The sequence below is a fragment of the Vibrio sp. DNB22_10_4 genome (assembly GCF_052879755.1).
In genome coordinates this window covers 498,577-513,328 of sequence record NZ_JBNNXW010000002.1, presented here as the reverse complement: position 1 = coordinate 513,328, position 14,752 = coordinate 498,577, and the positions used below count along the sequence as shown (strand labels likewise).

Annotated in this window: 9 protein-coding genes; 8 read left to right on the top strand and 1 reads right to left on the bottom strand. The window is 49.1% G+C overall.

Annotation, left to right across the window (positions count from 1 at the left end):
• Window positions 1-60 precede the first annotated feature (60 nt).
• The 7 genes from mreC to tldD are packed head-to-tail and all read left to right on the top strand — an operon-like array spanning window position 61 to window position 9,694.
• Complete coding sequence (gene mreC, locus ACVA6Q_RS10390; protein WP_353497085.1) at window positions 61-924, top strand: rod shape-determining protein MreC; 864 nt, start codon at window positions 61-63, stop codon at window positions 922-924.
• Window positions 925-941: 17 nt separating this feature from the next.
• Complete coding sequence (gene mreD, locus ACVA6Q_RS10385; RefSeq protein WP_353497084.1) at window positions 942-1,430, top strand: rod shape-determining protein MreD; 489 nt, start codon at window positions 942-944, stop codon at window positions 1,428-1,430.
• Entirely contained in the window at window positions 1,420-2,004 is a 585-nt protein-coding gene (locus ACVA6Q_RS10380; RefSeq protein WP_446647430.1) for a Maf family protein, read from the top strand. The genes mreD and ACVA6Q_RS10380 overlap by 11 nt, the downstream gene beginning before the upstream one ends.
• 19 nt (window positions 2,005-2,023) lie before the next feature.
• Window positions 2,024-3,493, top strand: a complete 1,470-nt coding sequence (rng, locus tag ACVA6Q_RS10375) for a ribonuclease G (RefSeq protein WP_353497082.1) — start codon at window positions 2,024-2,026, stop codon at window positions 3,491-3,493.
• A gap of 10 nt (window positions 3,494-3,503) precedes the next feature.
• Window positions 3,504-7,397 carry a YhdP family protein gene (locus tag ACVA6Q_RS10370; RefSeq protein ID WP_446647429.1) on the top strand — a complete coding sequence of 1,298 codons (3,894 nt, stop codon included), beginning with the start codon at window positions 3,504-3,506 and terminating at the stop codon, window positions 7,395-7,397.
• Between the two features lie 13 nt (window positions 7,398-7,410).
• Window positions 7,411-8,229, top strand: a complete 819-nt coding sequence (locus ACVA6Q_RS10365; protein ID WP_353498731.1) for a carbon-nitrogen hydrolase family protein — start codon at window positions 7,411-7,413, stop codon at window positions 8,227-8,229.
• Window positions 8,230-8,254: 25 nt separating this feature from the next.
• Window positions 8,255-9,694 carry a metalloprotease TldD gene (gene tldD / locus ACVA6Q_RS10360; protein WP_353497080.1) on the top strand — a complete coding sequence of 480 codons (1,440 nt, stop codon included), beginning with the start codon at window positions 8,255-8,257 and terminating at the stop codon, window positions 9,692-9,694.
• A gap of 153 nt (window positions 9,695-9,847) precedes the next feature.
• Here tldD and ACVA6Q_RS10355 read toward each other — a convergent pair whose 3' ends face one another.
• Entirely contained in the window at window positions 9,848-11,224 is a 1,377-nt protein-coding gene (locus ACVA6Q_RS10355; RefSeq protein WP_353497079.1) for a PhoH family protein, read from the bottom strand.
• Between the two features lie 565 nt (window positions 11,225-11,789).
• Here ACVA6Q_RS10355 and rapA point away from each other — a divergent pair.
• The gene (gene rapA, locus ACVA6Q_RS10350; protein WP_446647428.1) at window positions 11,790-14,699 is read left to right on the top strand and encodes an RNA polymerase-associated protein RapA; all 2,910 of its coding nucleotides are present in this window, start codon (window positions 11,790-11,792) and stop codon (window positions 14,697-14,699) included.
• The last annotated feature ends 53 nt before the right edge of the window (window positions 14,700-14,752 follow it).

Below are 14,752 nucleotides of genomic sequence, written 5' to 3'. Positions count from 1 at the left end.
GGTTTCTCTCTAGTTTTGGTGTGGTACTGAAACTAGAGTCCGCATCAAGGTTATGAGTACATGAAACCAATATTTGGTCGGGGTCCGTCCTTACAACTTCGGTTATTTCTTGCTGTAACTCTATCAGCCGGCTTAATGCTGGCTGATAGTCGTTTAGACACATTCTCCAATTTCCGCTATCTGCTGAACAGTGCTGTTGCGCCTATTCAATATGCCGCCAACTTACCGCGTAGTATGTTTGATGGGGTCTATGAGCGTCTTAATACGCGTCAAGGCTTAGCTGAGCAGAATATCAACCTTAAACGTGAAGTACTGCGTTTGAAAAGCGACCTTATCTTGCTCGATCAATATCGTGAAGAGAATCAGCGCTTTCGTGAACTGCTTGGCTCGTCTTTTGTGAGAGGTGAGAAGAAAGTGGTCACCGAGGTAATGGCAGTGGACACGTCGCCCTATCGTCACCAGGTGGTGATCGATAAAGGCCGTATTGATGGCGTTTACGAAGGCCAGCCGGTTATCAATGAAAACGGTATTGTTGGTCAGGTGACGTTCGTTGGGGCGCACAATAGCCGAATTATGCTATTGACGGATACCAACAGTGCGATCCCAGTACAGGTTATCCGCAATGACATCCGTGTCATCGGCTCTGGCAACGGTTCTATTGATGAGATCCAATTGGAGCACATTCCTACCAGTACCGATATTCAGCCTGACGATCTTCTTGTGACGTCGGGTCTTGGTGGCATTTACCCTGAAGGTTATCCGGTGGCGCACGTTAAATCGGTGCAACGTGATAACCGCCGTGAGTTTGCCAACATCATCGCTGAGCCCGTGGTTGATTTTGACCGTTTGCGCTACCTACTTTTGATCTGGCCGAACAATGATAGGCAGCAGCAGGAAGTGGAAGATATCCTCAATGCAGAATAAAGGATTAACACACAATTATGGCTAACAGCTCTTTTCGCAGTCATATGGTGATTGGCACGTCGTTGCTGGTGGCATTGGTGCTGCAGACCATCCCATGGCCGGGTGTTTTGGATTTTGTCCGCCCTTCATGGCTATTTTTGGTACTCGGTTACTGGGTGCTGGCACTGCCGCACCGCGTGAATGTCGGTACTGCCTTGTTTGTCGGTTTAGTGTGGGATTTGCTTGTCGGCTCGACGCTTGGCATACGTGGTATGATGATGTCGATTGTAGTGTACGTCATCGCACTTAACTTTTTGGTGCTAAGAAACATGGCATTATGGCAACAGGCAACCATTATGGCGCTGTTGTCTATGGTGCTCGAGGTTTGCATCTTTTTCGGTGAGTATTTGATCCAAGACGTGACTTTTAATCCAATGTCGCTGTGGAGCGGTTTGATTAACTGTATACTCTGGCCATGGATGTTTTTACTGCTACGTCGAGTAAGAAGGCATTGGCATGTCAGATAATCAGCCTGTATCACGCGTTGTATTGGCGTCCACATCACCACGCCGCAGAGAATTATTGACCCAACTAGGCTACGAATTTTCTATTGTTAGCCCAGATATTGAAGAGCAACAGGAAGATAGTGAAGCGCCAGAAGAATACGTGGCGCGTTTGTCGCTAGAAAAAGCCCAAGCAGGGTTTGCTTTGAGTCATCAAGATAGCGTGGTTGTGGGTTCTGATACTGTGGTTGTACTCGATGGTCATGTATTGGAAAAACCTAACGATTTTGACCATGCCAATCGAATGCTGGCTAGCATGTCAGGTCAAAAACACCAAGTGCTGACGGCGGTTAGCGTGGTAAGCAAATTAAAGCAAGCATCGGTGGTGGTGACCACGGATGTATGGTTCAAAACACTCAGCCAACAAGAAATAGAACGATATTGGCATAGTGGTGAACCGAAAGATAAAGCTGGCAGTTATGGTATCCAAGGATTAGGTGGGCGTTTTGTCACTCGTATCGAGGGCAGTTATTACGCCGTAGTGGGACTGCCGCTGTATGAAACTGACCAGCTCTTGCAAGAATTTATAAATAATTAAAAATAATTGAGGTGCGCTCATGAGTGCAGAGCTGTTGATAAACGTAACTCCCAGTGAAACAAGAGTTGCGATGATAGAGAGTGGAATTCTCCAAGAAGTCCACATTGAGCGCGAGGCCAAGCGTGGCATCGTGGGTAACATCTACAAAGGCAAAGTCAGTCGCGTGCTTCCGGGGATGCAAGCGGCGTTCGTCGACATCGGTCTAGAAAAGGCCGCGTTTCTTCATGCCTCCGATATTGTCCCTCACACCGAATGTGTTGCCGAGAACGAGAAAAAACAATTTCAAGTACGCGACATCTCTGAGCTAGTGCGCCAAGGGCAAGACATTGTGGTGCAAGTGGTCAAAGACCCACTGGGCACCAAAGGCGCTCGCCTAACCACAGATATCACCCTACCTTCACGATACTTGGTATTCATGCCTGGAGCGAGCCACGTGGGGGTTTCTCAGCGTATTGAAAGTGAAGATGAACGCCTACGCCTTAAGCGAGTTGTCGCTGATTACTGCGATGAGAATGGCGGGTTCATTATTCGTACCGCGGCTGAGGGGGCGAATGAGAAAGAGTTGGCGCAAGATGCCGCGTTTCTTAAGCGCCTGTGGACTAAAATCAACGAGCGCCGTACTAAATACAAGACACGTTCGACCTTGTATGGTGAGCTGGGTTTAGCACATCGTATCTTGCGTGATTTCGTTGGTACCGAAATTACCCGCATTCAGGTCGATTCTCGTTTGATATTTGAGAGTCTAAAAGAGTTTACCAGCGAATTTGTTCCAGAATTAGAGTCGCTGTTAGAACTCTATGAAGGCGATAAGCCGATCTTCGACATGTTCGATACGGAGAACGAAATTCAGCGTTCATTGGAGCGCAAGGTCGATCTTAAATCGGGCGGCTATCTGATCATTGATCAAACCGAAGCCATGACCACGGTAGACATCAACACGGGTGCATTCGTCGGTCGCCGTAACCTAGAAGAGACCATCTTTAATACCAATGTTGAAGCGACTCAGGCGATTGCTCGCCAACTGAGACTGCGTAACCTGGGTGGTATCATCATTATCGATTTCATTGACATGGGGCTGGATGAACACCGTCAGCGTGTTTTGGCTTCTCTTGAAGCAGCACTGTCAAAAGATCGCGTAAAAACCAATATCAATGGCTTTACTCAGCTTGGTTTGGTGGAAATGACCCGCAAGCGTACCCGTGAAAGTATTGAACACGTGCTGTGTAGCGGTTGTCCAACTTGTGAAGGTCGTGGTTCGGTGAAAACGGTGGAAACCGTCTGTTATGAGATCCTACGAGAGATCACCCGAGTCAACCGAGCTTACGATGCTGATAATTTTGTGGTTTATGCGGCACCTGCTGTTGCGGAAGCGCTAGAAGGTGAAGAATCACATGCACTTGCGGAACTTGAAGTCTTTATTGGCAAGCAAGTGCGTATTCAAGCAGAACCACTGTATATTCAAGAACAATTTGATGTTGTTATGATGTGATGAGAAGTTTGTGAGTCCTCGCGTTAATCAAATTATACGCCTATTTCTCTGGCTGTTACTGACCGTGCTGGTGCTACTTGCCTCCACGGTCACAGTGCTGCGTGTCGGCCTGCCTCAACTGAACAAAGTCCAACCTGAAATCGTTACTTGGATAAACCAAGGTACAGGACTGAATGTCTCGCTCAAAGACGTACGTGGTTTCTGGCGTAACACTCACCCGTCAATCTCACTGCAAGGGGTATCCGTCGGTCTTCCAGACAGTCCTGAAACCCAGTTTGAAGTGACCAACCTTGAGCTCGAATTCGACCTGGTACAAACCGTGTTGCAGCGTCAGCCTGTATTGGCGGATATGGTGATCAACGGTATGACACTGGACGTTCGTTCGGTGGATCTGCTCAAGGCGGCGGAGAGTAAACCGTCCGAGTCGGCAACCAACGCGCCTGCTAAAAGTGGTGAGCAGTTAATCCAACGTTTGGACAACTTACTGTTGAGACAGCTTGACCGATTCACGGTAGCGGACTCGACCATTCACTACACCGCTATCTCTGATGAAGCTCGTCAGTTAGATATTGAGAATTTGCAGTGGCGAAACGAAAAACGTCGCCACTTAGCGCAAGGCGTGGTGTCCATCGCCGATGCTAATCTCAATGCGCTTGAAGTGCGAGCGGACTTTGTTGATAACGGCTCTTTGACCAGTGTGACGGGAGATTTTTACGTCACAGTGGATGAAATGTCGTTGTCTCCGTGGCTATCGGATGAGCAGAAGCAGCAAACTGGCATTGAATCAGGGGCGGTCAGCCTAAGAGCTTGGCTTGAGTTAGATAATAGCAAAGCAAAAGAAGTCTATTTGGATGTGCTTCCTTCTGAACTCAGTTGGAAAAGTGGCAATCAGCAACATGACCTGATAGTTGAGTCTGCGGTATTGCATTTACTGCCATCCACATCGGGTTGGCAGTTGAATGTGCACCAAGTCCAGGCTCGTACTGATGAAGTGACTTGGCCTGAGTTGGATATTGCCGTTGATTGGAATCGTGATAATCAATGGCAAGTCAATGTCTCTGAGCTCGATGTTGATAGCTTAAAACCATTGGCGACACTGGCTAACAACGAGACTATTAACCAATGGCTGTCGAGACTTAACCCGGGCGGCCGCATCGAAGACATTCGTATTTCTCAACTTGCAGGTGCTGATTCGATTAAGTATTCGGCGTCATTGAAGCAAATGTCGTTATCGCAATGGGGACTGTTACCTGGATTTTCTCATGTCTCAGGCCATCTGCGCGGGAACACTGAGCGGGCTTATGCGCGAGTGTCGGTTATTGATGATAAGTTCCCGTACGGCGATGTATTCCAAGCGCCTTTAAATATCAAGCAAGGCTTGGTTGACATTCATTGGGAGAATCATGGTGAGCAAGGCTGGTCACTGTGGTCGGATAAAGTCACGGCTGCCACACCAGATTTGCAAGTGCTTGGTGCCTTCCGGCTCGATTTCCCTAAGAACGATAGTCCATTCTTGTCCTTCTATGCTGAGGCTGACCTATACAACGCAGGGGAGGTGTGGCGTTACCTGCCAACTCTAGCAATGGGGCAAAGCTTAACGGATTACCTATCTGCGGCGATTCAAGCGGGTCGCGTGAACACCTCTAAGCTTTTGTGGTACGGCAAGCTCTCTGATTTCCCGTATCGCGACAACAACGGTATGTTCCAGGCGTTTGTTGGCCTGCGTGATGCCAAATTCAGCTTTGACACCAATTGGCCGCCGCTTACGGATCTGCAGCTCGATTTGTTGTTCCAAAACGAGAGCATGTATCTCGATTCGCGCTCTGCGACTTTAATGGATGTGAAAGGGCAGCGTATTACCGGTCGAATTCCCGAGCTTCGTGGTGATGGTCATCTTGAAATTGAAGCGAAAGCGGCTGGCAAAGGCAGTGCAGTACGTGACTACATGACCGCTTCACCATTGGTTGACTCGGTTGGTGCTGCGCTAACAGCGGTTCAAGTCAGTGGCGACGTTACCGCTGATTTTCAGCTCTACATTCCATTTGGGGGGGATGACACGCCATCTAGAGCTTGGGGTCATGCTGACCTAAGTGACAATCATGTTGAGATTGATGCTCCACCGATGACGCTTGAGCAAGTCTCAGGTCGTATCGAGTTCGATAATGACGTGGTTAAAGCAACGGGATTGTCAGCGAACTTGCTTGATCAGCCAATCAATTTGGACTTCCAAGGACAAAATGCAAGCAAAGGCTATGCGGTGAAGATCAACTCCGTTGGCGATTGGAGTACAGCACCACTTGAACCTTACATTGGTGATAAGGTCGTAAGCCGCTTATCAGGGCATGCACCTTGGCACCTGGATGTCGACATCCAGCTCAATGATGTGGGTTTTACTTATCAGCTTGATTTGGATGCAAACCTAGTCACGATTGCCAGCGATTACCCTTATCCACTGAGCAAGTCGTTTGGTGATGCAGGGAAAGCAAGGCTTCAGGCTTCAGGTAATCAGGAAAATATTACCGCTCGCTTGCAATTGCCGTCGGTGAAATATCAAACTGAAATTGATATCACTCAGCCGGTCCCTGTGCTTAAAGCGACTAACTTAGTGCTTGGTGAGGGTGGATTTAAAATTAGCCCAATTGTCGGCCATCACTTCCAAGTGCGCTCAGACACTATCGATTTCGATAAGTGGAGTGAGGTATTTAAAGAGCCACCGAGTGACAAAAAAGCGGTGCTGGATGACTTGCCGAAGCCCGAACTACCACTGCCAAAGCGTGCCAGTGTAGAAGCTAAAGAACTGATATTAGGCGGAATTGAATGGCACGATGTTAATTTCGATGCTAGATATAAAAAGGGTGGTTGGCAGTTTGCACTGGATAGCCAAGAGGCGAAAGGTGAAGCCAGCTACAGTGATAACAATGAACTCCATGTCGCGTTGAACCGTCTTCATATTTATGTGCCGGAACTCGATGAGATTGCTGACCAAGATGAGTCAATTATCACCCAGGAAAACCCAGAAGCACCAATTGTGACGGATTTTGAGCGTTCGCTATTTAACGCATTGCCCGATACCTTGCTGACCATCGATAACTTTTGGTTCCAAGGTTACAAAGTGGGTAAGGTCGATATGGATGTCTCTAGGCAGGGCAATAAGCTGGTTTGGAACAAGCTGCAGCTTTCTAGTGGCGCCAACCAAGTGGATATCGATGGCAGTTGGATGGTGTCTGATGACCAGAATAAGACTCAAGTGAACTTCGCGGTAAAAGGTGAGAACAACAGCGATCTTATGGAACGTTTTGGTATCACAACGGGTATTCAACGCGCGCCGTTTGAAATGAAAGCCAAACTTGATTGGGATGGGGCGCCTTGGTCAATGCGCCTTGATACCGTCAATGGTGACATGAATACTAAGCTTGGCAAAGGGGTGATCTCCGACGTTAGCGGTGCGGCGCGACTACTTGGTCTGTTCAGTCTTGATTCTATTATTCGCAAGATGCAGCTCGATTTCTCGGATGTGTTTGATAAAGGCATGGCCTTTAACTCAATAACAGGCAGCGGCCGAGTGCGTGATGGCGTGTTTGTCACTAACGACATTAAGATGGACGCGGTAGCCGGTGATATGAGAATCAAAGGGTTAGCTGATCTTTCTAAACAAACTGTAGATGCAGAGGTGAGCTTTACCCCAGACATGACCTCTGGCATTCCTATCATCACCGCGTTTGCGGTAACGCCACAAACGGCGCTAGTCGTGTTGGCTGTGACGACAGTGATCTCACCTGTCGTTGAGGTAGTCACGCAAGTCAACTACTCGGTAAAAGGGCCGCTTGACTCACCGACCGTGAGTGAAATATCCCGCAGTAGCGGTGAATACACGCTGCCAGAGGATCTTAAAAAGGAGAAATAAGTCGTCTATGAGCATGGAACGCTTTGGAATCATACAAATGACCTCGGGGCCTGACCCGCAACGTAACTTTGAGCACATTGAGCAAAAAGTGGCGTTTTTGGCAGACAAAGGCATGCGCTGGATATTAACGCCTGAAAATGCGTTGGTATTCGGCCAGCGCCGAGACTACCATCAGCACGCAGAGTACTTGGGGCAGGGTGAGTTTCAAACCAAGCTTGCCAACCTTGCTAAACAATATAGCGTGAATCTGATCATTGGCAGCTTCCCTATTCGCATTTCCGAAAGCGAAGTGTCGACCACCACATTGGTCTTTGACATTAATGGTCAGCGTATGAATCATTACGACAAGCTGCACATGTTTGATGTCGATGTGAATGACGCCCACAAGACGTATCGAGAGTCCGAAACCTTTAAGGCCGGGGGCAACATTGCTATGGTGCCGACAGATTTTGGCGCGATTGGGCTATCTATCTGTTATGATTTGCGCTTTCCGCACTTGTACTGCGCACTTAGGTCGCAAGGCGCTAACGTGATTGTTGTGCCAGCTGCGTTTACCGCGGTGACTGGCAAGGCACATTGGGAAGTGCTGCTGCGAGCAAGAGCTATCGAAAACCAATGTTGGATCGTTGCCGCCAATCAATGTGGTACTCACCCATGCGGTCGAGAGACTTGGGGGCGCTCTATGGTGGTGTCTCCTTGGGGCGAGATCCAAGGTCAACTTGAGCAGCAAGCGGGCACCATTACTGCCGAATTGAATTTTGATGTGGTCGAAGAGGTAAGGCAGAGTATGCCTGTCGCTAAGCATATCCGCTTCGAGCAACATCTCCACTAATTATACTTACTAAGAGCAATCAAATATGGAACGCATAGAAGACGCGCTACTAGGCCCAACTGGTCTCTCTGAGCAAGATATTGAAGCTACGCTGGCGAGCATTGCGACTCGCCAAATTGACTATGCAGATATTTATTTTCAATCCAGCTGGCACGAATCTTTAGTCCTTGAAGACAGCATCATCAAAGATGGCTCTTTTAACATCGACCGCGGTGTTGGTGTGCGCGCTGTAACCGGTGAGAAAACCGGTTTTGCATACTCCGACCAAATCACTCTTGAAGGGCTGAAGCAGAGCGCAGTCGCAGCTCGCGGTATTGCCCAGCAAGGTCAAAGCGCTCAAGTTAAAGCGCTGACCCGCAGCGACAACCAAGCCTATTATGCGGCAGTAAACCCGCTGGAAAGCTGGGAAAAGCAGCAAAAGACCGAGCTTCTGAAGCAGCTCGATGCCTACATCCGCACCAAAGAGCCATTGGTCAAAGAAGTGTCAGTGAGCCTAAGCGGTGTGTATGAGCAGATGCTGGTCGCGGCAACCGATGGCACGTTGGCGGGTGATGTTCGTCCATTAGTTCGTTTGTCGATTAGCGTACTGGCGCAAAAAGGCGATCGTCGCGAACGTGGTAGTGCGGGTGGTGGTGGCCGATATGGTTATGATTTCTTCCTATCAACGGAAGAAGGTCAGCAGGTTGCTTACAACTACGCTGACGAAGCAATTCGCCAAGCGCTGGTCAACCTTGAGGCGATTGATGCCCCAGCTGGCATGATGCCTGTAGTACTCGGTGCCGGTTGGCCTGGCGTACTACTCCATGAGGCGGTAGGTCACGGTCTAGAAGGTGACTTCAACCGTAAAGAGTCCTCCGTCTTCTCTGGCAAGGTTGGCGAGCAAGTCACTTCAAACCTTTGTACCATTGTTGATGACGGCACGCTGCAAGATTTGCGCGGCTCACTTAACGTTGATGATGAAGGTGTACATGGTCAGTACAATACCCTGATCGAAAACGGTGTATTGAAAGGCTACCTACAAGACAAGCTCAATGCGCGTCTTATGGGTGTGAACCCAACGGGTAACGCGCGTCGTGAGTCTTATGCGCACTTACCAATGCCGCGTATGACCAACACCTACATGCTGCCGGGTGAGCACTCTCCTGAAGAGATCATCTCAACGGTGAAGAAAGGCCTATATGCGCCAAACTTTGGCGGCGGTCAGGTGGACATCACCTCGGGTAAGTTTGTGTTCTCAGCCTCAGAAGCGTACTTGATTGAAGACGGCAAGATTACCGCCCCTGTGAAAGGCGCAACACTAATTGGTTCCGGCATTGAAGCGATGCAGCAAGTGTCCATGGTCGGTAACGACTTAGCGATTGACCGCGGTGTGGGCGTGTGTGGTAAAGCGGGACAAAGCGTGCCAGTCGGCGTGGGTCAGCCTAGCTTGAAGCTGGATTCCCTAACTGTTGGTGGCACGGACTAACTTTACACGAACGACTATAATTACTGTCATTCGGTATCCCGTCATTTGATATAACGTCATCCCCTTTTTCAAGGGGATGACGCCTTCTCTTATGACGCACTAGTTTTATGACCCAGTATTGTCATTCCGTAGTATTGCTATCCCGCGAAAGACTCACAAATTCTCCTCAGCAAACTCCGCCAATCGGCTTCTCACCACACCATTGAGGTGAATATTGGCACTGCCACCAAAGTTCTTAAATCGCTCTACCATGTAAGTGAGCCCTGAGGTCACCGGCGTTAAGTAAGGCGAGTCAATCTGCGCTAAGTTGCCAGAGCAAACGATCTTGGTGCCTTCACCACAGCGTGTGATGATGGTTTTAATTTGCGATGCGGTTAGGTTTTGGCACTCATCAAGCAGCACAAACGCATTTTGAATCGAGCGACCGCGCATAAAGTTAATCGACTTAAATTGAATGTTAGCCTTATCGCAAATGTATTTGAGTGACCCTTCAGTACAGTGATCGTTCTTGTGCAGCGCTTCAAGGGTGTCGGTAATCGCTGCCAACCACGGCATCATCTTCTCTTCTTCAGTACCCGGTAGGAAACCAATCGACTCACCAATGTCCGGCGTGTTTCGGGTTACGATGATCTTATCGAACATGCCACGCTCTATGGTCATCTCCAGTGCTGCGGCCATGGCAAGTAAGGTTTTACCACTACCTGCCGCACCCGTGAGAATGACTAAGTCAATGTCCGGGTCGAGTAGGGCATCCATCGCCATGCCTTGGTAGATATTTTTCGGTCTGATATCCCACGCTTGACGGCACAGCATGCGCTCTTGGCTCAAGTCGCGAATCGTCACCTTATCATCGTCGATGTCGGCAACTCGCCCTGCAAAGTCGCTCGACTCGTCGATGAGGTATTGGTTGATGAAGGTTGGGTCAATCGCCTCTCGGTCGAAGGTGTGATAGGTCTTGCTGGCCAAGGTTTTGGTTTCAACCTCATCAATGTGCTCCCAAAACGCGCCTTGCGATTTTTGGAAGCCTTTTGTCAGATACTGCACATCATCAATCAGTTGGTCGGTTCGATAATCTTCAACAAAACGTACGCCAGCCCCTTTAGCGCGTAGTCGCATATTGATGTCTTTCGTCACCAGCACCACCTCGCGTGGTGAACGTTTGTTCTGCAGATAGAGCACTGCGTTCAGTATCCGGTTGTCTCCCTCTTTGTCGGCAAAGGCTTTGACGGTTTCTTGCAGTACGTAATCGGCGAGGATGGAAATGGTGCCCGTTGCCTCGATGTTGCTGGAAAACGGAATGCCTTCTGAAATCTCGTCTGGTGTGGCGTCTTTGAAAATATCTTCGAGGGCTCGAATGGCGACACGAGCATCACGCGCGACATCGCGTTTGCTGTCTTTAATTCGGTCGAGCTCTTCGAGAACCGTCATCGGAATGACGACATCGTGTTCCTTGAAGGAAAAAATGGCGTGAGGTTCGTGGAGAAGGATATTGGTGTCGAGAACAAAAATTTTACGGTCGGTATCGCCCATAGAGTCTCCTTGCCGCAACTGGCGCTTGTCCTTTGCGGTTAACTCAGATGGCAATCGAGTCAGACTGTCTGTCCACATTCGCTGGTTCTAGCCGTTTCACTAGTTCTAGCAATGCTGGGGATCTACGCTGGCTCTGATGTCCTATCTTAGTGAGTCAACCGTGTTACGTTCAATTGGAATGATATCGAATTGAACCTGATTCCCTGTAAGGCTAACGAGAGAGGTGACTATCAGGGCTTGGCGAGTAGTCACATGTCGTTAACGTTTACATTCTGAGTATAAGTGAAAAATGTCACTTTCGTTCTCAGAAATGACACTGTTTTTTTGCAGTTTGATGTCAACCACGACAATTCAAAAAAAACTCAGCTTTTCCTTGTAATTGGCGTGACCTGTATCACGCCTTCAAGTAAGATTAGCGACCTTTCATCTAGGGGATGGGGTGAGCAAAATTTGCTCTATCACCTACTATTATTTGGGCGGAGTATTGAGCTCAGTGCGCCACGATTTGGCAGGCTGTGTTACCGCTGAAATGACAAAAATCGACACGAATTGAGGTAGTCTCTCTATGACATTTGCTTTAGGGCAGCGCTGGATTAGCGATACGGAAAGTGATTTAGGTTTGGGTACGGTCGTCGCACTGGATGCGAGAACAGTATCACTTATGTTTGCAGCATCAGAAGAGAATCGCGTATACGCTCGTAGTGATGCGCCTGTCACCCGAGTTACGTTTAATGTCGGTGATGTCATTGAGTGCCAAGAAGGCTGGTCGCTAGAAGTTGAAGAAGTGATCGAAGACCAAGGTATCTTCACTTACGTGGGTACCCGTCAAGATACTGAAGAAGCGAATGTCGCTTTGCGCGAGATCTTTCTAAGCCACCAAATTCGCTTTAACAAGCCACAGGACAAATTGTTCGCGGGTCAAATCGATCGCATGGACAACTTTGTGCTGCGTTACCGCGCGCTCAGCAACCAGTATGAACAACACAAGAGTCCAATGCGTGGTCTGTGTGGTATGCGTGCAGGCCTAATTCCTCATCAGCTGTTTATTGCCCATGAAGTGGGTCGCCGCTACGCGCCTCGCGTACTGCTTGCCGATGAAGTAGGCTTAGGTAAGACCATTGAAGCGGGCATGATCATTCACCAGCAGGTACTATCTGGTCGAGCGCAGCGTGTGTTGATCGTGGTACCTGAAACCCTGCAGCACCAGTGGCTTGTCGAAATGATGCGCCGCTTTAACCTGCATTTCTCTATCTTTGATGAAGAACGTTGTATTGAAGCGTACGCGGAAGCTGAAAACCCGTTCGATACTCAGCAGTTTGTGTTGTGTTCACTGGATTTCCTTCGCAAGAGCCGCAAGCGTTTTGAACAAGCGCTGGAGGGCGAGTGGGACTTGTTGGTGGTCGATGAAGCACACCACCTAGAGTGGAGCCAAGAACAGCCAAGCCGTCAATACCAAGTGGTTGAAGCGCTAGCAGAAAAAACGCCGGGCGTGCTGCTACTGACTGCTACCCCTGAGCAGCTTGGCCGCGAAAGCCACTTTGCCCGTTTGCGTCTTCTCGATGCAGATCGTTTCTTTGACTACGACGCATTTGTTAAAGAAGAAGAGCAATATGCTCCGGTTGCCGATGCGGTAACGGCGCTGTTTTCAGGTCAAGCTCTGGCTAATGATGCTAAAAACCAAATTACCGAACTGCTGTCCGAGCAAGATGTAGAGCCACTGCTTAATGTGCTAGAAAGTAAGGCCAGTGATGAAGAGAAAGCGATAGCGCGCCAAGAGCTTATCGATAATCTGATGGATCGCCACGGCACAGGTCGCGTATTGTTTAGAAACACTCGCGCCGCCATCAAAGGTTTCCCTACACGTAATGTTAACTTGGTGCCGATGCCAATCCCGCAGCAGTACACCACTTCAATGCGTGTTTCTGGCATGATTGGCGGTAAGATGACGCCTGAAGCGCGCGCCATGAAGATGCTTTACCCAGAAGAGATCTTCCAAGAGTTTGAAGGTGAAGATTCAAGTTGGTGGCAGTTTGACTCGCGAGTTAACTGGCTGATTGAGAAGATCACCGCGAAACGCAGTGAGAAAATCTTGGTCATTGCGTCTCGTGCCAGTACTGCGCTGCAACTTGAGCAAGCATTGCGTGAGCGCGAAGGTATTCGCGCGACTGTCTTCCACGAAGGTATGTCGATTCTAGAGCGTGATAAAGCGGCGGCTTATTTTGCGCAGGAAGAGGGCGGTGCTCAGGTTTTGATCTGTAGTGAGATTGGCTCTGAAGGTCGTAACTTCCAGTTTGCTAACCAGCTTGTGATGTTCGACTTGCCATTCAACCCAGATCTTCTAGAGCAGCGTATTGGTCGCTTAGATCGTATTGGTCAAAAACGTGATATCGATGTACACGTCCCTTACCTAGAAGGCACGTCGCAAGGCATTCTAGCGCGTTGGTTTAACGAAGGTCTGAATGCGTTTGCTGAAACTTGTCCAACGGGCCGCATGGTATATGACCGCTACCAAGAAAGCATCATTAACATGCTAGCCAGCGGTGATATCAGTGAGCTTGATGATGTGATTGAAGGTTCTCGTCAATACAACCAAGAGCTGAAACACGAGCTGGAGCAAGGCCGTGATCGCCTGCTAGAAATGCACTCCAATGGCGGCGAAGCGGCGCAGCAGATTGTTGAGAAGATCTCAGCAACGGACGGTGACACTAACCTAGTGACGTTTGCGCTGAGCCTCTTTGACACCATAGGTCTAAACCAAGACGACAAAGGTGAGAATGCTCTTGTGGTGACGCCATCTGAGCACATGATGGTGCCAAGCTACCCAGGTCTTCCATACGACGGTGCGACCATTACGTTTGATCGTGATACCGCGCTGTCTCGTGAAGATATGAACTTTATCAGTTGGGAGCACCCAATGATCCAAGGCGGTATCGACTTGGTGATGAGTGAGGGTGTAGGCACGAGTGCAGTATCGCTACTGAAGAACAAAGCGCTGCCAGTGGGTACGATTTTGCTTGAGTTGGTTTACGTTGTGGATGCGCAAGCACCGAAGCAAAGTGGCATTAGCCGTTTCCTACCGCCAACACCAATTCGCATGATGATGGATGGCCGTGGCAACGATCTCTCTTCACAAGTTGAGTTTGAAGGCTTCAACCGCCAACTTAGCCCAGTAAACCGTCATCTAGCGAGCAAGCTAGTAGGCTCAGTTCAAGCGGACGTTCATCGTCTAATTGAAGCGGGTAACGGCGCGGTTGAAGAGAAGGTGACCGCGGTTCGTGAAGATGCGCATAAAGCGATGTACGCGAGCCTTAACGGCGAGCTTGAGCGTCTGCAAGCTTTGAAAGCGGTTAACCCAAATATCCGTGATGAAGAGATTGAAGCGATTGAGTCTCAAATTGCTGAGCTAGATGGCTACATCAATAAGGCACAAGGTCAGCTTGATTCGCTGCGCTTGATTGTCGTCAGCCACAACTAAGCTTATATATTCGGCTTTTCAAATAAGCATTTCGCCAACCCGAGATGCGATTG

Bases quoted from the DNA above. Each gene is read 5' to 3' on its own strand.
- mreC (WP_353497085.1), top strand. From the start codon at position 61: ATGAAACCAATATTTGGTCGGGGTCCGTCCTTACAACTTCGGTTATTT.
- mreD (WP_353497084.1), top strand. From the start codon at position 942: ATGGCTAACAGCTCTTTTCGCAGTCATATGGTGATTGGCACGTCGTTG.
- ACVA6Q_RS10380 (WP_446647430.1), top strand. From the start codon at position 1,420: ATGTCAGATAATCAGCCTGTATCACGCGTTGTATTGGCGTCCACATCA.
- rng (WP_353497082.1), top strand. From the start codon at position 2,024: ATGAGTGCAGAGCTGTTGATAAACGTAACTCCCAGTGAAACAAGAGTT.
- ACVA6Q_RS10365 (WP_353498731.1), top strand. From the start codon at position 7,411: ATGGAACGCTTTGGAATCATACAAATGACCTCGGGGCCTGACCCGCAA.
- tldD (WP_353497080.1), top strand. From the start codon at position 8,255: ATGGAACGCATAGAAGACGCGCTACTAGGCCCAACTGGTCTCTCTGAG.
- ACVA6Q_RS10355 (WP_353497079.1), bottom strand. From the start codon at position 11,224: ATGGGCGATACCGACCGTAAAATTTTTGTTCTCGACACCAATATCCTT.
- rapA (WP_446647428.1), top strand. From the start codon at position 11,790: ATGACATTTGCTTTAGGGCAGCGCTGGATTAGCGATACGGAAAGTGAT.